Below are 19,418 nucleotides of genomic sequence, written 5' to 3'. Positions count from 1 at the left end.
TTTATTTAATGACTGGTAACTGCTCTTTTTCGACAAATTCATTGAAGTCTTTAATAAATTTTTTTTTAGTGCTTTTTATTAGCAGGTGAAGTTTAAATGTATAAAGCGGTGATTCAATGATCTTAAAATCATCCATTGAAAGCTTTGAGCTTTTTATAAGATCAGGAAGTGTTGATTTATTACATATAGCAGCATCAACTCTACCTTTTAAAACAAGCATAAGTTGTTGTGAAGTTGCATATACGGCATGTTTTTTTATTAGACCGCTGCTAAAATATTCATCTAAGAGACCGTATCCATTGCCATGAAGTACAGCAATTTTTTTACCAATTAAAGAATTTAAGCCTGACTCAGCAATTGGAGAGTCTTTTTTGACTAGCAGGTGGTCCCCAACTTCCCATAATGGAGATGACGCAGTATATTTATCAACTATCTCATTGTTTAAAAACATTGGACTTGATAAAGCAAAGGCATCTCCACCACCTTCTGCCAATACTTTTGATATACGAGCACGTGGCAGACATTTATATTGAATTATATATTCTGGATGTTTTTTTTCGAATTTTTTAAGCACATCTATAAAAATACCCCGTAAAGAGTTTGAAGGGGATCTTTTGGAGCTAACAGTATAAAATGGAGGGAATCTATACCCAAAAAGTATTTTGATATGTTCCTGTTCAGGCGGAGTTGCATACGATATAGCTGATAAACAGGATGTTATCAGTGTCACTACAATCATTATTTTTAAAAATTTTCTATGCATATCCATTTTGTTTTGTCAGCAAGTAATTAAACACTTGCTTGAGAGGTTGTAATGAATAATGTTTATACTTTTTTTAAAATATTTACACTTATTTTTTTAATTGTTCTTTTTTTTATATGTGTTTGGATAGTCGTAAAGTGGTATTCGGACGCGGATTATAAGATAGATTCTATAAACAAAGGTGAGATTATAACGTACTCAACTGAATTAGGTGTACCTGATTTGAGTTCAGAGCATATAAAAATAATCAGCTATAATATGGGATTTGCTGCCGGCCCAATACAGCATACTTTAGCTGATTATCATCCAAGGTCTTTTTTTATTAAAAATCTAGACTGCATGATAGCGATGATAAAAAGTCAAAGAGCTGAGATTGTTCTGTTGCAGGAAGTTGACTTGAATTCAAAACGTTCGTGGTATTTAAATCAACTCGATTATATCATGAAGGGGCTTGGATGGAAGTATGCTGCACCTGTTGTCGATTGGAACATGTACTTCCCGCTGCGTAAAGAACATAAAATAAAGAAGGCAACTGTAATTATTTCAAAGTATCCTATTGTTTCAAATTATTATACCCAGACTTCAGCCAAATCGAACTTCGAAAACTGGATGCTCAATATTTTTTATTATCCTCTGCTTTGGAAGTCAACAATGCAGAAGGTGGGGATAGATCTTGGAGGGCGAATTATTGACATATATAATGTCCACCTTTGCGTCTGGAGTAGATCGGCTCGAGTCGCTCAGACAAATTTTTTGGTGAATTGGATCAAAAGCCAAGGAGCAGGGCATGAATTTATTATTGGTGGAGATTTTAATTTTCAAGCCTATATCAGAGGGACTCCTGTGCCTGAAGTAGATATGCAGCAGGAACCGTTTATGAATACTCTTTGGGATAATTTAGATGGGATAGAAGAAATTAGAAGTACGCAAAATAGTTCTATCGCAGATATACATTACAATTATACTTTCCCAGAGAGAAAGCATCGATACGATTTTATTTTTTATTCAAATGGTCTTCATCTTGATAAAAGTAAAATTATTGAAGGCATACCTTCTTCAGATCATTTACCTGTCAGTGGTAATTTTTATTTAGAATTTTAGCTTATTATTTATAGTGTTTATTTATCTAATCACTTGTGTTGGGTATGTTTTTATTTTTAAATGTATGAAAAGTGTTACAGTTGAACTTACAAAGTTTATATTTTCGTTGTTCACAGTATATTGTTTTTTGCAAAATGGAGTAGCCATGAATAAACTTGGTACCATAGGCCTTAATTTTGTATTGATAATATTAAGTATATGTTCTTTTGCTTATGCATCTAAAGAAAATGTAAAAAAAATTTTGATAATACATAGCTACAGCCTGAAGAATATTTGTGGTTCTCCACAGCATCAAGGGGTGGTGGAAGCTCTTGCAAAGCATGGCTTCATTGATGGGAAGAATATAGATATCCTATCTTATGCCATGGATACGAAAAAGGTTAACAATACACCTGAGTTGATCCGTAAAGAGGCTGATAAAGTCTTATCGGAAATTGATCAGCTTAAACCAGATGTCGTAGTTTTATTAGATGACAATGCTTTTGCCACTGTTGGACTTGATCTTTTAGATACAGGGGTAAGTGTAGTTTTTTCTGGGATGAACGGGCAGCCTGAAGATTACAATTTAAAGAAAAAATGGATGAACTCGCGTAATAGACCTGGGCATAATATTACAGGGGTATATGAGAAACTTCACATTGCTGAAGCATTCCGCGTCCAGAAAATGATACTGCCTGATTTAAAAAAGGCGATGATTATTTCAGATGCATCTCCAACTGGAGTTGCGGTGATGAAGCAGATAGATATAGAACTTCGAGGTATTGATACTGGAATTGAAGTTGCGACCGCATCTACCTCATCGTGGGAAGAATACATTGATACTATTCACTCCGTTTGTAATGATCCCGAAATCGGAACAATTTATCCGGTCGCGACAGTGTTGAAGGATAAAAATGGCAACAGTTATAGTACTTCGGAAATTATTATATGGACAGCTAAGAACTGCCTCAAGCCAGGAATTCCTGTAAACTATTCCTTTGCCCGCCTTGGAATGCTTGGTGGTGCAGGTGTTGATTTTATTTTTATGGGCAGTCAGGCAGGAAATATGGTGGCAAGGATTTTGAAAGGTACGCCACCTGGTAATATTCCTATTGAAGATGCCCAAAGATATGCTCTAGTATTTAATCTTAAAAGAGCTAAAGAACTGGGGTTGGAAATTCCTTCTGATGTGTTGATGGCCGCTGATGTTATTTATAATAATTAGATAAGGTTTCCAGCTTGCAATATATGAAGAGTAATAACACTTACAGGCTGTCCACGCTAATTTCAGCAACTCTTTGCGGATTAGTTGTTTTTACTGCTTTTGCTTTAGGCGGAGTGTTTTCTTATAGTTATATCAACAGCTTGAAAAATGAGTTTGGGGATAGGGTCAAGGCTGAGGGGGAAGAATACAGTCTTGAGGTCTACAGTTTTTTGCACCAGGCAAAGTCAAGACTTTCTGAACTTGGTCATGATAATTCTATTCGTGTAACGATGATGCTTGGTGTTGATTATCCTCTTTTAGAAAAACTCATTGAATATAATCAGGTTCCCGCAGGGGTTGATTATTTTATTATGCGCAAAGGGGAGAAAAGAATTTTTTCTTCTTCTTCAAAGCCTTATAATGAAAATTTACTCCGTTCAGCACTTGAAGAGACCCCCTTTAATTGTTCTCTTTGCCGGGATAATGACGGTAAATTCATTACTATTTTTTCCATCCCCATTCGAAGTCGATCCGAAGTTGTCGGTAGTGCGGCCTGTCAGGTAAATCTTTCCGAAACCAGAATATCTTCTTCTATTGCCAATAGTGTCGATGCAAGGCTGGTAATGTTTGATGACAATATTGCTTATGATTTATTGAGTGGTGAGAAACTTGATGTGATTAAAGGCGATTATAGTGATGACGATTTAACTGATGCTGTTCTGGACGGAAATATAGATGGAGTACTTTTTAGAAGTTCTCTTGTTCCCGGACTTTCATATTTTGTTTCCAATGATAGACTTAACAATTCTTTGTATGGAACTTTTTGGTTGCTGCTGCCTTTTTTTGTCGCTGTTATAGGACTCAGCATTTTTGTTTCTCTATATATCAGCCGAAAATTAAGTCGCCCCTTGCGTGCGATAATGGATTTTGCAGAAGATATTTCCAAAGGATATGAAGGAAAGTTTGAAGATAAAGGCAGCAGACTGTATGAAATTAACGCTCTTAACAATTCTCTTTCATCAATGCTGGAAAGCCTGCGCAAAACTAAGGGACTTGAGGAATATCAATTCTTTTTTGATAACGTAGGTGATCTTGTTTGTATAACCGATATAGATGGTCTTTTCCTTGAAGTTAATTCAACTGTCGAGGCTTATTTGGGGTATGAGCGGATCGAATTTTTGAAAAAGACTTTTTTTGAACTTGTCCCTGCCTATGAGCGTCAATCTTTGCGTGGGGTCCTGAATGCTCTCTTTGCTGGCAACAGCACTGGCAGCTTTGGATGTCCCATGATTACCCGTTCAGGGATAACTGTTTACTGTGAAGTGCGTTCACGTAAGATCAAGTATAGAGGGCAAGATGCTTTGCTCAGTGTCGTGCGTGATGTAACTGATCGTAAGAGGGATGAAGAAGATCTCCAGCGCTATGCATCTGAGTTGTTAAAGGCAAAGGAGGTTGAAGAACGTAATTCAGCGCACATATCCGAGACTTTGAAGAAGCTAGAGAATGCTATGGCCCGAGCAGAGGTGGCCAATCGTACAAAAAGTGAATTTTTGGCTCAGATGAGTCATGAGATCCGTACTCCCATGAATTCTATTCTGGGTATGGCTGATATGCTTTCGGATACCAGTCTCACGTCTGAGCAGGCAAGTTATGTTTCTATTTTTAGAAATTCAGGTAGAGCATTACTAAGTTTGATAAATGATATTCTTGACCTTTCTAAGATTGAATCAGGCAAGCTTACTCTTGAAAAAACTAAATTCGATATTGACAGCCTTATTGATGAAGTCGCTGGAATCATGTCTGTTACGGCATGGAAGAAAGGAATCTCGTTTGCTTGTAACGTTAGTCCGGAGGTTCCATCTTTACTTATAGGAGATCCTACACGCATCAGGCAGATTATTGTAAATTTGCTTAGTAATGCAATAAAATTTACAGACTCTGGAAGTGTCAATTTAAATATTTTACATGAACAGGTTGAAAGCGGTAAATCGAGTCTTTTCATTGTTGTACGCGATACTGGAATCGGAATAGCTGAAGATAAGATTGGCATTATATTTGAGAATTTTGTGCAGGCTGATTCATCAACGACTCGTAAATTCGGTGGAACGGGGCTTGGATTATCAATTACACGTAATTTAGTGGATCGGATGGACGGAAATATCTCGGTTTGTAATTTGCCAGACGGCGGGGCTGAGTTTCGTGCAGAAATTGTTGTGGACAGCATAGATGAACCTATTGCTGAAGTTGTTGAAGTGCGAAAGCTCCTTAAGGGGCGTGAAATTCTTGTTATTGACGAGAATACTCTTATGCGCAGCTATATATGTTCCTGTTTGAATGAATGGGGCGCGAAATGTTATCCTCTCTCTAATTTACCAGACTCTTTGGAAAATGAAAGCGGTTGCAGGGATGCTGAGCTTGTGATTATTTCCGACAATCTTGGCGATGATGATTCATATAGTGAAGTTGAAAACATCAAAGCAATCATGAACAGAGATGATGTAATAATTTGTATTCTTTCTTCATCGCCAAGGAACAGCAACAAACCTGAGATTAATAAACTTTTTGGTGTAATGGGATGTGTTAGCTGGCCTCTTACCCGGACTGGGTTAAGGACGGCTATATTTGATCTTTACGGTGAAAATGTAATTGAACCCACAAGTAGTGCAGAGCTACTCCCGCTTCGAATCCTGATAGCTGACGATTCAGAAAGCAACCAAATGCTTTTGGATTTTTATTTGAAGGATACGCCGTTTCGTTTGACTCATGCAAGCAGTGGGAAAGAGGCTGTGGATTACTACAAAGATCAAAATTTTGATTTGGTTCTGATGGACATGCAGATGCCTGAGAAGAATGGATATGAGGCAACTGAAGAAATAAGAGAATATGAAGCTGGCAACGGTTATCCGGCTACTCCGGTAGTTGCTTTAACGGCAAATACTTCTTCTGGAGATCGAAAACGCTGCCTTGAAGCAGGGTGTACAGATTATATATCCAAGCCTATTAAAAAAATTACTCTTGTTAAATCTATTTTGAAATACTGCTCCTGACGATGTTCAGGAGCAGTATTAATTTAATTAAGAACATTTTTTACTCATCCAGTCTCCTAATGCTTCTTGAAGAGCTGAAGATGCTAGGTGAGCACAGTGGGTTTTATCATCTGGAAGACCTCCAAGGCCTTTTAGAATATCTTCCCCATCAATTTCAGAAGCCTTATCTACACTTTTCCCAATGGACATTTCACAAGCAATATCTCCACTGACAATACTCGGCCCGCATCCTGTTGTAAAAAATGTTGCGTCACTGATAATACCATCATTAATTTTTAAGAAAATCTTAATGGTGTCACCACATTCTCCATGCATTTCTCCAACACAGTCCGGGCCATCCATTATGCGGGCAAATGCAGGTTGTTTCCAGCGCTTGGTTGTTTCTTCGCCAAACATTTCAAGGGCAGCATCTTCATATTGCTGTTCAATGTCGTCGAGAAGGAAATCTAAGGGATCAATCATAAAAAACTCCTTATTCAAATAGTGAAAATCGAAAGTGACTCAGCATGAAAAAAAAAGCAATAAAGTCTTCACATCCATGTTCCGCATAATCAATCATATATACGTGTTGTAATTAAGCTTAATTTATTGTTGAATACCAAGTAGGGGAAGCATAGGTATTTCATATTGGGTTTTAGATGTCATATTGTATTGGGCAATTTTTACTGTAAATACTACATCTGTCACAGATGTCGGTTGGGAATTATGGAATTACGACAGCTCAGATATTTTGTTGCCGTTGCTGAAGAACTTCATTTTGGAAGAGCTGCACGCCGAGTGCATATTGCACAACCTCCTTTTTCACAGCAGATTAAATCTCTGGAAGAAGAGATTGGCGCAAGACTTCTGGAGCGTAACAGCCGTAAGGTATGGCTTACTAATGAAGGTAGATATTTTTACAGACAGGCTGTTTCTATTCTTGAGCAGGCACAGGAGGCAGCATCTACAGTCGCGCGTATGTCTAAAGGGGAGTACGGCAATATTAAAGTCGGATTTACCGAGACAGCCATGGACAGTCTTCTTCCTGAGGCAGTAAGATCTTTCAGTAGTAAGTATCCAGGTGTATCTGTCCAGTTCAGTCAGTTTGGAACTTCAAATCAGCTTGAGAATATAAGATCCGGGAAACTTGATTTAGGGTTTTCAACTATATTTCATTATGCCATGGAAGAACTTTCTTCAGTAAAGCTTTTTTCTAAGAAGCATATTCTTGCTGTACCGGAAGATCATATCTTTACGCAAAAGGATAGTGTATCATTAGAGGAAATTGCTCAGGAAAATTTGATTATGTTTCCACGAGCCGGGCAGCCAGATTTACATGACGCCATAATGAAAATGTTTACTTCCAAAGGCTTTTCTCCGGCGATTAGTCAGGAAATTTCGGGCCTTTCCGGAGCTTCTGCTTTGATTGCGTCTGGTATGGGGGTTACATTTTTGCCGGAGAACAGCCACATAACCCGTAAGGGTATTGCACTTGTTCCCTTGCAGGACGATTTTCCAAGTATGGATATTTTTATGGTATGGAAAAGTGACGAGTATTCCAATACTGCTGCTGTTTTTATGGAGCAGGTAGCTGCTTATTTTTCTGTGTCGGATTTTTTTGCAAATGAAATTGTCTCTTCTGAGACTCCTTGAAGGTCGGTAATGACTGATATACTAGATGGTTATGAAGTTTCATGGGTTCCGTCAGTGACCGAAGTGGAACAAGAAGAATGGGACAAACTGGCAAAACCAGCTCAATTCCCATTTTTGGAGTGGAACTGGCTGAGGCTGGTGGAACAAAGTAAGAGTGCCTCTCCTGAAACAGGATGGTTACCTGCTCATCTTCTGGTTCGAACTGAAGGAAGGTTAGTTGGGCTGGCTCCATTATATGTGCGAGACCAGAGTGATGGAGAGTTTATTTTTGATAGAGTCTGGTTTGAAGTGGCTCAGAAAGGAGGCATTGCTTATTATCCTAAAGTGGTCGGTATGAGTCCCTTTACTCCTGCTTCCGGGTATAAATTCCTTATAGCTGACGACGTTTGTTCTGCTAAGATTACCGATATCATATGCCACACAATTGATCGTTTTTGTTCAGTAAACGGATTAGGAAGCTGCGCCTTTAATTTTGCTGATACCGATTGGGTTTCCGGGATGGATAAATACGGATATGCAGCATGGCAGCATCAGGGATATGTGTGGAGAAATAATGATTTTCGTGATTTTGATCATTGGTTAACTACACTGAACAGTAATCGTCGTAAAACTGTTCGAAGAGAACGTAAGACTCTTAGAAATGAAGATATACGTATTGAAACGTTAACGGGTTATGAAATACCGGAAGAATATTTCTCTATGATGTATGCATGTTATGAGTCGACAAATGATAAATTTGGTGTCTGGAGCTGTAAGTATCTCAATGCTGATTTTTTTCGAGGATTGAAAAAAAGTATGCGTGAGAATCTCCTTTTTATTGTAGCTTATTCAGGGGATAATCCTGATCCTATTGCTTTTTCTATGTATGTTTTTTCGGGAGATAAGCTTTGGGGCAGGTACTGGGGCTGCTTCGAGGAAGTTCGGTTTCTCCATTTTGAGCTTTGTTACTACACTCCAATAGAGTGGGCTATTGCCAACGGTATTCGCACTTATGATCCTGGCATGGGGGGAGAACATAAAGCTCGTCGTGGTTTTTTTTCCACTCCTTCATACAGTTTGCACAAGTTCACGGAACGTTCAATGGATTTGACTTTTAAAACCTATATTCAGGAAGTAAATACACTTGAAAACGGTTATATAACTGAGATGAACAAACTTATGCCGTTCGGAAAAATCCCTACAGACGAAGATGCCTAATTAAATTTTCTAAGTAATAGATTACGGACTTTGGCATCACTTACGACTACTTTATCAAATCCAGTGAAATGGTGGTCTGTATCATATGAAATTATTTCAATTCCTGCCTGTTTTAAAATTTCTTTCATAACATTTTGGTCAAGAACTTCATCCTGCTCGCCGATAAGGGCAATGACCTTATTACCGACAATTTTTTTGTCTGAAATTCCTTGTTCAATTTCTTTTTCAACTTCAGCAAACTGTTCGACATGCTCAGTTGAGATTACAATTTCATCGCCATTAGAAAACCCATAAGTATCACCTAGACGCATCTCAATAAGAATTGACGGAGCGAGAGCAGGATTAATAAGTAATGCAGGGATGCCGTGCCGTATGTGCATTACAAGTGCGTAAAGTCCGCCCATAGATGATCCTTGCATTATAAGAGGACGGTTTTTGTTTGGTGTTATTATTTCATCTAGAATTTTAAGACATTCTTGCGGGTTTGGGGGGAGGTCCGGGCTGATTAATTCATGATCAGGGTATGAATCAGTAAGTGCTTGCGCTTTGGAGTTGTTTCCAGATGAGCCGAATCCATGAATGTTCAAAAAGATATTTTTCATTTTTATACCGGATTATTGCGAGTATTTGAAATTAGTTAAGAAAGCAGTTCTTTTTTCTTTTTTAATTGAAACAGTTTGTCTGTGCAAGTCAAGTAGCTTATATTACCATATGAAAATATTTAATTAATCGGGGAACATTGCTTTAAGCTGATATGAATAAAAAATTAGCAATAAATTGAAATACTGGAATTTGCACGAACTTAGCTGTTTAAATTTATAGAAGCTGTTTTTATTATATGCGTGAAGTCAATATATAACTGTGTGGACGTATTTTCTATTTGCAGGCATACTGTTTACTATTGTTTTTATTTTATCTTTGATGGAGCTGTTATGGAAAATAAGCATCCGGGAATTATCTTTTTCAGCGGTGGTACTGCTCTGAATGGACTTGCTGCGTATCTTGCTGATATAAATCCTGCATGTTCTTATATTATAACTACTTTTGATTCAGGTGGCAGCTCTGCTGATTTGCGTGATTTATTTGATATGCCTGCAGTTGGAGATGTCCGCAATAGATTAATTGCGTTGGCTGATATTAAGAGTCCTGATAAGGAAAATATAGTAAGACTTCTATCTACCCGATTACCGAGGATTGCAGATAAAATTTTTCTGCACAGAGAGCTTTCCCATCTTGCCTCTGGCTCCCATCCGCTTATGAGTGGCTTTTCTGATGTTGTTCGCAATATTTTAGCTGATAGATTTTCGCTCTTTATTGATTTGGCAGGAGATAGTTATAACCCTGCAAATGCATGTCTGGGTAATATTATTCTTGCAGCCGGATTTATGTCTCACCAGCGAGTTCTTGCCCCGCCTATTGCTCAATTTTCACGTTTAATAGGTGCTCGCGGTATAGTTCGTGCTTCCACTATTGATAATGGGCATCTTGCTGTACGCTTGCAAAATGGAGAAATTCTTGCCGGCCAGCATTTGTTTACGGGAAAAGAATTTGATCCCGTTCCCGCGCCCATTGACGGGATGTGGATTTGTTCAGGTGTTAACGATCCATGGCCACGTGCAGTACACGCTTCTTCTTTAGCCATGATGTTAATCAAAGAAGCTGATATGATAGTTTATCCTATGGGCAGTTTTTATTCCAGCTTGCTGGCTGCATTATCCCCGCACGGTCTTGGTCAAACAATTTCACTTAATCCTGCACCAAAGATTTTTGTTCCCAACATGGGATATGATCCTGAACTCATAGGGCATGATCTGGCACTTCAGGTTGAACGGTTGCTGGAAGTTTTGAGATTAGATAACGGCTATGCCATTAAGCCGGAAAGTGTGCTCAATGCTATTTTGATTGATTCTGAAAATGGTAACTATCAGGAAGACATTAATATGGAAGAACTTGGAAAGTTACCGATAAAAGTGATTGACCGCAGACTTGTTTCAGAAGACTCTGATGGGCTGATTGATCCAGAGTTGCTAGGTCAGGAACTTATGGATTTGGCGCTACGTAATGAATTGTAGAAGAACATAACAAGCAAGGATTTTATTATTTATGTATATCGGTGCCCATATGCCTATTACTGGAGGCGTGGACAAGGCTGTGGAGAGAATAATTGCTGTAGGCGGAACAGCGTTACAAATTTTTACTCGCAATCAGCGGCAGTGGAAAGTTAAACCTCTTGAAGAAGATGTTATAGAGAATTTTAAAAGGTTGCGTCAGGATTGGGGGAATTACCCTGTTTCAGTGCATGATTCCTACCTTATCAATCTAGCTTCACCCAAGCCTGAAGGTGCAGCAAAGTCAGTAAAAGCTTTTGCGCAGGAACTTCGGCGGACTGAATCATTAGGGATTGAGTACATCGTGACCCATCCTGGATCGCATCTCGGGTCTGGAAAGGTAGAAGCCCTTGAGAGGTATGTTGCAAATCTTGATGAAGCGATTGCCTTGTCAGAGACTGCCGAGGTTCGTGTACTGATTGAGAATACTGCGGGACAGGGTACAAATCTGGGTAGCAGATTCGGAGAACTTGCAACCATTCTTGAAAATTCCGGTTACACCAGCAGAATGGGAGTGTGCTTTGATACCTGCCATGCATTTGCTGCAGGGTATGATTTACGCACAGCGGAAAGCTGTGAAGAAGTCTTTAATAAATTTGACAAGTTGATAGGACTAGATTTTCTGCGACTTTTTCATCTTAATGATTGTAAAGAGGGGCTTGGTTCACATAAGGACAGGCATGAGCATATAGGACAAGGTCGTATCGGCATTGACGGATTTAAATATATTATTAACGACTCCCGCTTTTCCACAATTCCTAAAGTGATTGAAACACCTAAAGGTGATGACACTGACTTTAAATTTGATAAAAAGAATATTGAACTTCTCCGGTCGCTTCACGAGTAGCAGTAAGCAATATTTTTTGAAGTTATTTCAAGGCAGCGAAAGACATTATAAATACTGTCTTTCGCTGTTTCTCTCATACTATAAATTCTCAAGGCAGTTCTTCAGTGTTGTTACTCCGCATGAGTGAAACATATGCAGCGGGATCTGTTTTGACTTTGTGTATTTAACGATATCTTTTTTAGCTGCGTGGGATATTTGGTTGGTAAAAATAATAACGTGATCTGCACTGCCAAGTTTTGCGGAAACTTTATTTTCTTTTCCCGTGAAGACCTTAAGTTTTACACCTTGTTCTTTTGCAGAAACTATATAGTCCCTTTTGAGTCTATCCATTCCACCGATAAGAGCTGCACACATTTTGATCTCCTTGTTTTTGAAGTTAAGTTTGTTCTATTGAAAATGAATTTCAATGTCAATTAAAAAGATTATTTTTAACCTCATAAAAAAAAGTGAATTTATTCTTTTCAATTGATGAAGCTTTTATCGATATGGGGTAAGCTGTAAAAGAATAATTTTTTTGTTTTTTTGTTTTTTTAAGTTACATTTAGTTTGATCCCTTATTCTTGAGCTAACTATTTTATATAGATTCTTTTTTGGGTGAATTGGAAAATACGTTACGAATATGAAAAATCAGCAAGGCATCGAATATAGCAGGTATCGTCTGATACTTATCAGCGCATTAATTTGTTTCACAGGTATAGTGGGGTATGCCTTGTGGTCTAGTTATTCATCCCAGATACAAGTCCGGAATGCTGCTCGCGAACTTTTTGCAGGTGGATCAGCAAAAAGGGCTATGGCTGTAAGTTCTTTTTTTTCAAATAGGGCACTGGAATTAAAAACACTTAGTTCTAACGAGGATGTTCAAAAATTAGTTGTTGAGAAAGATAGATACATAGCTGGATATGCATCTGTAACTCCTGATATTTTAAAGAGAGTTTGCAATGTATTTTATAAGACAATCAGCGAAAAAAATACTGGGAAGGAGCAAATTTACTCTCAAATTATTCTTCTAGATTCAGATGGCAGAATGCTGATTGATACCGATAGCGAGTGCGTCTTTATGGGGGAGAATTCTGAGTATAAACGGTATCTGGTTACAGGGAGCGACATAGCTTATTCTGCAGGTGAGTCCGATGGAGTTATGGCTCTGGTTATGGGAGTACCTGTTATAGGTGCAGGTGGAGAGATCGGAACTGTCGTGGCTTGGATTCGTATCGAAGCCCTGCATGATAATTTAAAAGATATATTTACCTCTCCTGTAGCCGGTAGTGACTTTTTACGTGCAGGTGAAGCCATTGTTGCAATATCGGACATGTCTGCCCGAAATAGTGCTCAGTTACTTCTTATGGATGCACTAAAGGAGTGGAAGGGCTTGACTGTGTTGAGCAACGCAAAATCAGATCGTAAATTAGATTATCTTGCCACTTCATCTCCTGTCTATGGTACTTCTATGAGTATTATTTCATTAGTTAAGGAACAGAGAATTTTTGGTTTTTTAAGTCTGAGAATGCATTTGTTTATTTCTCTGTTTATTTTTATGGCAGTTGCCAGTTGCTGTTATTCAATTGTGCGTATTATTTTTAATAGGCACATATATGAAACCAGAATTTTAGAGGCAGCCAAGCGTGAAGCCGCTGTAAGTAGAGAAAAAGAAAAGCTTGAGCAGGAGATAAAGAGTAGAAGGCTTGCTGATGCCTTACGTAAAAGGGCCGAAATTCGATATAGAGATATTTTTGACAATGCACCGGTTGGTATTTTTCAAATTACCATGGATGGTGGTTATCTTACTGTTAACAATGCGTATGCAAATATTTTAGGCTACGATGACCAAGAAGAATTTATAATATCAGTAACGGATATGCGTACTGATGTTTTAGTAAATTCTGATGGATGGGACGCCGAGCTTCGTCGGCTTAATTTATCAGGAAAGGTCTCTGGATATATAGTTCAATGCTATCGTAGAGATCGGACAAAGATATGGCTTTCGTGTGATTTCAGACTTGTTGAAGGCGAACCCGGTTTATCTTCATATCTTGAAGGATTTGCTATCGATATTACTTCCCGAAAAAAGGCAGAGAGGGAACTTATCAGCAGTGAGAAAAGGTTTCGCTCGTTGTTTGAAAATTCTCCAGTTGCTCTCTGGGAAATGGATTTTTCTGCTCTTAAAGATACATTTGATATATATGGAGAAAAAAACACAAAATTGCTGAGAGATGATTTACTTGGTAATATGGATGATGTGGCTGAATGTGTAAGCCTTGTCAAAGTTCTTGATACAAATAATCTTGCCATAAAATTTTTGAGTGTTCATACAAGAGAAGAGCTGATAGAAAGAGGCTTTTCAGCCTATGTAACAGCTAGAGGGTGGCGGTTTTTCAGGACAATTCTTCTGGATTTCGCATCCGGTAAAGTTAGGCATCGGAGTGATGTTCACCTGTTTCGCAAAGATGGAAGAGAACAGTTCTTTATAATAAATTGTATTATTGTTCCTGGTTATGAAAAAACATGGGGTCGTGTTCTGGCTACTGTCGAGGATATTTCTGAACTTAAACATGTTGAAAATGAGTTACGCATAAGCAACGATAAGGCTCAGAAAGCTAACGAGGCTAAGGGACACTTTCTTGCAAATATGAGTCATGAATTTCGAACTCCTATGAATGCTATTAAAGGGATGGTTCAATTACTTCAAGGTTCGAAACTGGATGAAGATCAGCAGGAGAACCTGCGTCTTATAAAATCATCTGTCGACAGTTTGTTGGTTATAGTTAACGATATACTCGATTTTTCTAAGTACGATACCGTTCACATGGAGCTTTCTGAGGAAAATGCAGATCTTCCTGCCTTTTTAAAGGAAATGCGCGATGTGATGGATATTGGAGCCCGGAATAAAAAACTTGAAGTTTTGTTGGAAACCGAGAATATTCCATCTTGTGTAAAGGTTGATTTGCTAAGAGTTCGGCAGGTGCTGGTAAACCTGCTGGGTAATGCTGTGAAGTTTACCAATGAAGGTGAGGTTACACTTAAATGCAGGTCCTTATCACATCCAGTACCTGGCGAAAAAGTTGAAATTTTATTTGAAGTGAGTGATACCGGAATAGGACTGCCTGTCCAAGGAGCAGAGTCTCTTTTTAAGTCTTTTGTACAGGCCGATCCGAGCATTACCAGACAATACGGAGGAACCGGGCTTGGCCTGGCTATCTGTAATCGGTTAGTGAAGCATCTTGGTGGAGAGCTTTCTGCACGTAATAATGCAAAAGGGGGAGCTACTTTTACCTTCACTCTCTATCTTGAGGTCTGTTCTGCAGAAATCGACGAGGGACAACAAAATTTCGTATTAGACAAAGTTGCTCCAGATTATTCTGGAATTAAAGTGCTTGTTGCTGAAGACAGCAAGATGAATCAAATTTTACTTCGTAAGATTTTTGATAAGAATGGCGTAACTGATTATATAATTGTTGGAAATGGTAAGGAAGCTGTTGATCTTATAAAAAAATCTGATGATTTTGACATAGTTTTTATGGATATCCAGATGCCGGTTATGGATGGTTTGGATGCTACCACCGCTATAAGAAACTTTCATTCCACGGTGCGAATTGTTGCTCTTACTGCTAACAGTGGAGCTGATTTTATTGAGCAGTGCATTAAAAGCGGTATGGATTCAAGAATTGTTAAGCCTTTTAATGTGGAAGAACTTCTTGCAGAACTTAATGTTGCAGTTGAGCTTTCCAATTCTCCAGATAAAGTGTCAGGTTAAATGTTTTTTGAATACCGATGGGTAGAATTGAATCTCTCTTCTTGTGTATATGAAATAATCCTTTTGAATCGTTTAAAATTAAGCAGTGATGATAAAGAATATTGCACACAGAAAATATAATTACTTGCGGGTTGCGCCATTACCTCATCTGGTTCTGGGACTCTGTATGGGGATGGTTGTTACACTTGCGTGGCTTGCTGCGGAATTTTATCGAGTTGGGCACAGTCTCGGGTTTGTTACTTCTATTGCTATTGCCATGAGCTGGGGAACCGGAGCTTTTTTTTCTATTGCTGATATTATCAGCCGTTATCGTGAATATATGCGTATCCGCAAAATGCTTGTTGATAAAGGCTATAGCGACAAAATTTTTAAAGCCGTAGCGTCCTCCCGTTGTCAGCGGGATGCTGCAATATGGGCCGCCAAACAAAGCGGCTATGGATGTCTCGCTAAAAAAGTATATTACAGGCTAGGTTATCGCTGGTATCATGTAATGCCTGATACTCTTGTCAAAAATCCACTTCGAATTTTCACTCCAAAATTTTTGCGCACAGCTTTCATGCCCGGGAAACAGATCGAACGTGATTAAGGTTTGTACGATATTGGTTCCCACAAAAATTTTGGAGCAGATTTAACTTATTTGAAAGACTGAGTATTGCGAGAAGCAATCTATGTAAACTACTTTTCTGTTTTTTAAAGCCACGTTAGATATCTCTTAATGTCCGTTGAGACGAGCATGGAATATAGTTCCGAATTCTGTTTTTTTTCCTTCAGCTTTGTGTCTTGGCGGTGAATTTTTGTATTTTACTGCCGGATAACCAAGTAGCAGTGCTCCATAGAGCATATGATCTTTCGGAATGCCAAGAAAATTGCGAATTTTTTCGCTATATGATGCAGCCAGAATAATATATCCGGCCCAGCAGGTACCTATGTTCTGGGCATGTGCTGCAAGTTCAAGATATGTAGTTGCTATCACTGTATCTGTCTGAGGAGTGATCCCTTGTTTAGGAGCCCATGCTGCGGCGATGGTCGGAGCGTTGCGGCTGATCGCGTCATTACCGTTTTTATATGCGTTAATGAGACCTGATAGAAAAAGTTTTTTCGCTAGGGGGCTTTTTTGTCTCACCATTTCTTCCATCCATTCTACTGCGATTAAAGTCAGTTCCTGCATTTTGTCAGATGAGTTTATGACTGACCATGATACGGGGTGGGCATTGTGACCTGACGGAGCATAGGCCGCAAGGTGGATAAGTTCTTCAACCTGTTTAGCTGTGAGAGCTGTTTTTTTAAATTTGCGGATAGAACGTCTACTTTTCATCAAATTTTCAACTGAGCTGAAGTCAGGCATACCTGCATGATTAATTGGGATTGAAGATTGGTCTTCAAATGCAGTAATGGTTATGGCGTTAGTGGGACATATTGCAGCACAGTGACCGCAATTTATGCAATAGTTCATTTTTTTGGGGTTAATAACCGGAGCTTTTCCTTTTTCGGATATCATAAGTACAGCAAGTGGGCATTCATGAACGCAAAGTCCATCAGCTTTGCAAAGAGTGTGATCAATTTGTATTGGTAACATTTTTATCTCATGTTAATATCAGCTGTTTAATCAGTATGTTGTAAAATATGGGAATATTTTCTGTGACACTGTTTCATAGCTTATTGAAAATAAATGACTTGGTATAAAATAGTTCTTTTTGGGTAGTTGGCAAGACTCTTTTTCGTACAAAAGTCAACCGCCCCATGGCGGGGCGGTTGAGAGTGTTATTTGTGGATTGGATTAAGTTTATATTTGGCAAGTATTATGAACATGAGTCCTGTTACTGCGATCATCCATGTTGCAGGTATAGGAATAGGGGCAGGGACACTATCAAGGCTACCAAGTTTGCCATCTGCTACTAACGTTTTGCCTCCAGTAAAACCAAAATGTTCAAAATGTACTTTGTTAGAATCAAATTCAATATAGAATGCGTCATTAACACTCTGCTGTCCGGGAATTGCAGTATAGTCAAATACTGTTTCAGGAGTTAACTCGGTATATTCAACAAGACTTGGCATTCCTGGTCCTGCATAGAATTTAACAGGTGTTCCAAGATCAATGTGATTGATAATTTCAGAAAGAGTAAAGGTTGAGCTGGCAGTAAGATCAGTGAATCCCAGCAGGCCAAGATGGTGAGAATTACCAAGCTGCCAAGTTTTTCCCTGATTTTCCAAGGCAAACTTGAAGCTTGCTCCGTGTGATAATGTACTAGTTATAATTAGCAGCAATGATGTCAAAATTATAATAAATACGGTCTTGATAGTAGTTAGCGTCATAATATCCTCCTGCGACGTGCTCACACGAAGGATGCAGTTTTAGTTGTCTGTTTTTAGATACACTCCTACTCTTATATAGTATGTATTAAAGCCATAAAGTCAATCTGTGGCATAGTTGTGTCGTGGTATTTGCATTAAAATATTCGATTAAAATACATATTTAATGTTGCATAATATATAAAAGTAGTCTTTTAAGTAATGTAATTAAATATAATATTTATTTTTTATGAAAAAGTATAGATAGAGTGTTTTTTTACTTACCATTAATTAAGTTTGGTAAGTTAAGTTAGAGATAATAAAGCCTTGGATAGGAGAGAGGCATCAAGATACGGCGCACTTTTCTTACTTATCAATTCACAGTCAATAACCTGAATACCTAGTTTATTGATTTCATTTCTATCAACCCCGCCGGGGTATATCCCGTTCACGGAATCAACCAGTATAAAGTTCAGAACATCACTTATTTCGATTTTATCAGGATCATCTTTGCGAAGATAGTACAAAAGTTTATTAATCTGGTCTGTCAGTGAGTGCCCCTTAAGTTCAGGGTCACTTCCAGTGTTCGGAGTAAAGACTTTGGGGCATCTGTTGTTTTTAATAGCATTACCCACTCCAGTGGGGAGTAAATTTGCGACTACACTGGAATAGAAACTTCCCAGTGGATAGCATATAAGTTCTGCACTTTTGATAAGTTTTGCAAGTTTATGGCGTATTTCAACTTTGCACGGAGTAGAGTCATTAAGCTTTTCAGCCAGCCAAAGTTTTTTAATGCCGCAATCAATGGGGCTTGATTCTTTGCCGGTCAACAGGTGTTGTCCTACAACGAAAGAACCATCTTCAAGTTCTGCGGCCAGATGTATATCTTTATTAATCGTCGGGCGGACGATACCACGTACTTCAACAAGTTTGGAAAAAATGTAGATAACCGGATCGATGTGTTTGCGGTTGGCCATGTACCCGGCAGTAAGAATAATGTTACCTATACTTGCTCCTCGTAAATTAAAATCATCCATAATGTCGGCAAACTGTATGAAGTGGTTGCGAATAATTTTACGCATGGGGGCAGGGATGTCTTTTACCAAAGGATGCCGGGCGGACATAAGTTGTTCAAACTCGGCGTGCAGTTCTGTTTCATCAGCATCCTTGGGAAGTCTGTAGGCGAAGAGTTTGTATATGGCTGGGTTGCCCAGTACTGACTGATCAGCAAGAGCCATAAGTCTGTTGCGGATATCACCTACTGCAAGCATTTTGAACTTGTTACGAATAACAGCTGAGCTTCCGCCTGAATCAAAAGGGGTGATTATATGGATTGTATTATGGGTGTACTGGGTAATTTCTGTCGATGTCTTTTTAAGCGCTGTTCCACCGCTGAAAAATAGAATTTTAGGGCCGAGATCGGGAGTTCTTCTATAGCGTTCGAGCTTGATAGGATCAGGAACTTTTACTTCCCTTTCTATTTTGATTCTCATTTTTTCC

The 19,418-nt window shown here is 38.6% G+C and carries 16 protein-coding genes; 9 read left to right on the top strand and 7 right to left on the bottom strand.

Annotation, left to right across the window (positions count from 1 at the left end):
* Nucleotide 1 precedes the first annotated feature (1 nt).
* Nucleotides 2-769 (bottom strand): substrate-binding periplasmic protein, encoded by a 768-nt coding sequence (locus H589_RS0105635; protein WP_027721135.1) that lies wholly within the window; start codon nucleotides 767-769, stop codon nucleotides 2-4.
* Nucleotides 770-985: 216 nt separating this feature from the next.
* On the opposite strand from H589_RS0105635, the gene H589_RS0105630 reads away from it, so the two are divergent.
* The 3 genes from H589_RS0105630 to H589_RS0105620 all read left to right on the top strand — a co-directional run bounded on the left by H589_RS0105630 (nucleotide 986) and on the right by H589_RS0105620 (nucleotide 6,094).
* Nucleotides 986-1,864: an endonuclease/exonuclease/phosphatase family protein gene (locus tag H589_RS0105630; RefSeq protein ID WP_245577047.1), complete on the top strand. Its 879-nt coding sequence runs from the start codon at nucleotides 986-988 to the stop codon at nucleotides 1,862-1,864.
* A gap of 145 nt (nucleotides 1,865-2,009) precedes the next feature.
* Nucleotides 2,010-3,068, top strand: coding sequence for an ABC transporter substrate-binding protein (locus H589_RS0105625; RefSeq protein ID WP_027721133.1), 1,059 nt, complete (start codon nucleotides 2,010-2,012; stop codon nucleotides 3,066-3,068).
* A gap of 23 nt (nucleotides 3,069-3,091) precedes the next feature.
* Nucleotides 3,092-6,094 (top strand): response regulator, encoded by a 3,003-nt coding sequence (locus tag H589_RS0105620; protein ID WP_027721132.1) that lies wholly within the window; start codon nucleotides 3,092-3,094, stop codon nucleotides 6,092-6,094.
* A 27-nt stretch (nucleotides 6,095-6,121) separates the two neighbouring features.
* On the opposite strand, the gene H589_RS0105615 is transcribed toward H589_RS0105620, so the two are convergent.
* Entirely contained in the window at nucleotides 6,122-6,556 is a 435-nt protein-coding gene (locus tag H589_RS0105615; protein ID WP_027721131.1) for an iron-sulfur cluster assembly scaffold protein, read from the bottom strand.
* Nucleotides 6,557-6,799: 243 nt separating this feature from the next.
* Here H589_RS0105615 and H589_RS0105610 point away from each other — a divergent pair, with 243 nt between their 5' ends.
* Complete coding sequence (locus H589_RS0105610; protein ID WP_027721130.1) at nucleotides 6,800-7,726, top strand: LysR family transcriptional regulator; 927 nt, start codon at nucleotides 6,800-6,802, stop codon at nucleotides 7,724-7,726.
* 9 nt (nucleotides 7,727-7,735) lie between these two features.
* On the top strand, nucleotides 7,736-8,923 hold the full coding sequence (locus H589_RS0105605) for a GNAT family N-acetyltransferase (RefSeq protein WP_027721129.1): 1,188 nt from the start codon (nucleotides 7,736-7,738) through the stop codon (nucleotides 8,921-8,923).
* Here H589_RS0105605 and H589_RS0105600 read toward each other — a convergent pair.
* Nucleotides 8,920-9,525 (bottom strand): YqiA/YcfP family alpha/beta fold hydrolase, encoded by a 606-nt coding sequence (locus H589_RS0105600; RefSeq protein ID WP_027721128.1) that lies wholly within the window; start codon nucleotides 9,523-9,525, stop codon nucleotides 8,920-8,922. The two genes, H589_RS0105605 and H589_RS0105600, sit on opposite strands and share 4 nt — an antisense overlap.
* A 330-nt stretch (nucleotides 9,526-9,855) precedes the next feature.
* Between H589_RS0105600 and H589_RS0105595 the strand changes: the two genes are divergently transcribed.
* Complete coding sequence (locus H589_RS0105595; protein ID WP_027721127.1) at nucleotides 9,856-10,995, top strand: GAK system CofD-like protein; 1,140 nt, start codon at nucleotides 9,856-9,858, stop codon at nucleotides 10,993-10,995.
* 31 nt (nucleotides 10,996-11,026) lie between these two features.
* Nucleotides 11,027-11,878 (top strand): deoxyribonuclease IV, encoded by an 852-nt coding sequence (locus H589_RS0105590; RefSeq protein WP_027721126.1) that lies wholly within the window; start codon nucleotides 11,027-11,029, stop codon nucleotides 11,876-11,878.
* Nucleotides 11,879-11,956: 78 nt separating this feature from the next.
* Here the strand turns inward: H589_RS0105590 and H589_RS0105585 are convergent, their stop codons facing one another.
* Nucleotides 11,957-12,232, bottom strand: a complete 276-nt coding sequence (locus H589_RS0105585) for a DUF2325 domain-containing protein (RefSeq protein WP_027721125.1) — start codon at nucleotides 12,230-12,232, stop codon at nucleotides 11,957-11,959.
* A gap of 265 nt (nucleotides 12,233-12,497) precedes the next feature.
* On the opposite strand from H589_RS0105585, the gene H589_RS0105580 reads away from it, so the two are divergent.
* Together H589_RS0105580 and H589_RS0105575 are read left to right on the top strand one after the other, a co-directional pair.
* Entirely contained in the window at nucleotides 12,498-15,629 is a 3,132-nt protein-coding gene (locus H589_RS0105580; protein WP_027721124.1) for an ATP-binding protein, read from the top strand.
* Nucleotides 15,630-15,717: 88 nt separating this feature from the next.
* A complete protein-coding gene (locus tag H589_RS0105575; protein WP_027721123.1) occupies nucleotides 15,718-16,215 on the top strand; it encodes a hypothetical protein in 498 nt (165 codons plus the stop codon).
* 126 nt (nucleotides 16,216-16,341) lie between these two features.
* Here H589_RS0105575 and H589_RS19190 read toward each other — a convergent pair whose 3' ends face one another.
* The 3 genes from H589_RS19190 to H589_RS0105560 all read right to left on the bottom strand — a co-directional run bounded on the left by H589_RS19190 (nucleotide 16,342) and on the right by H589_RS0105560 (nucleotide 19,411).
* Nucleotides 16,342-17,205 (bottom strand): nitroreductase family protein, encoded by an 864-nt coding sequence (locus H589_RS19190; protein ID WP_051249635.1) that lies wholly within the window; start codon nucleotides 17,203-17,205, stop codon nucleotides 16,342-16,344.
* A gap of 185 nt (nucleotides 17,206-17,390) precedes the next feature.
* A complete protein-coding gene (locus H589_RS0105565; protein ID WP_027721122.1) occupies nucleotides 17,391-17,942 on the bottom strand; it encodes a hypothetical protein in 552 nt (183 codons plus the stop codon).
* Nucleotides 17,943-18,223: 281 nt separating this feature from the next.
* Entirely contained in the window at nucleotides 18,224-19,411 is a 1,188-nt protein-coding gene (locus H589_RS0105560; RefSeq protein WP_027721121.1) for a GAK system CofD-like protein, read from the bottom strand.
* Nucleotides 19,412-19,418 lie beyond the last annotated feature (7 nt).

Source organism: Maridesulfovibrio zosterae DSM 11974 (assembly GCF_000425265.1).
GTDB classification, from domain to species: Bacteria; Desulfobacterota; Desulfovibrionia; order Desulfovibrionales; family Desulfovibrionaceae; genus Maridesulfovibrio; species Maridesulfovibrio zosterae.
This window is presented reverse-complemented; position numbering and strand designations above follow the sequence as displayed.

Excerpts from the sequence above, each read along its gene's own strand:
- H589_RS0105635 (WP_027721135.1), bottom strand. The coding sequence starts at position 769 with ATGGATATGCATAGAAAATTTTTAAAAATAATGATTGTAGTGACACTG.
- H589_RS0105625 (WP_027721133.1), top strand. The coding sequence starts at position 2,010 with ATGAATAAACTTGGTACCATAGGCCTTAATTTTGTATTGATAATATTA.
- H589_RS0105620 (WP_027721132.1), top strand. The coding sequence starts at position 3,092 with ATGAAGAGTAATAACACTTACAGGCTGTCCACGCTAATTTCAGCAACT.
- H589_RS0105615 (WP_027721131.1), bottom strand. The coding sequence starts at position 6,556 with ATGATTGATCCCTTAGATTTCCTTCTCGACGACATTGAACAGCAATAT.
- H589_RS0105610 (WP_027721130.1), top strand. The coding sequence starts at position 6,800 with ATGGAATTACGACAGCTCAGATATTTTGTTGCCGTTGCTGAAGAACTT.
- H589_RS0105605 (WP_027721129.1), top strand. The coding sequence starts at position 7,736 with ATGACTGATATACTAGATGGTTATGAAGTTTCATGGGTTCCGTCAGTG.
- H589_RS0105600 (WP_027721128.1), bottom strand. The coding sequence starts at position 9,525 with ATGAAAAATATCTTTTTGAACATTCATGGATTCGGCTCATCTGGAAAC.
- H589_RS0105595 (WP_027721127.1), top strand. The coding sequence starts at position 9,856 with ATGGAAAATAAGCATCCGGGAATTATCTTTTTCAGCGGTGGTACTGCT.
- H589_RS0105590 (WP_027721126.1), top strand. The coding sequence starts at position 11,027 with ATGTATATCGGTGCCCATATGCCTATTACTGGAGGCGTGGACAAGGCT.
- H589_RS0105585 (WP_027721125.1), bottom strand. The coding sequence starts at position 12,232 with ATGTGTGCAGCTCTTATCGGTGGAATGGATAGACTCAAAAGGGACTAT.
- H589_RS0105580 (WP_027721124.1), top strand. The coding sequence starts at position 12,498 with ATGAAAAATCAGCAAGGCATCGAATATAGCAGGTATCGTCTGATACTT.
- H589_RS0105575 (WP_027721123.1), top strand. The coding sequence starts at position 15,718 with ATGATAAAGAATATTGCACACAGAAAATATAATTACTTGCGGGTTGCG.
- H589_RS19190 (WP_051249635.1), bottom strand. The coding sequence starts at position 17,205 with ATGTTACCAATACAAATTGATCACACTCTTTGCAAAGCTGATGGACTT.
- H589_RS0105565 (WP_027721122.1), bottom strand. The coding sequence starts at position 17,942 with ATGACGCTAACTACTATCAAGACCGTATTTATTATAATTTTGACATCA.
- H589_RS0105560 (WP_027721121.1), bottom strand. The coding sequence starts at position 19,411 with ATGAGAATCAAAATAGAAAGGGAAGTAAAAGTTCCTGATCCTATCAAG.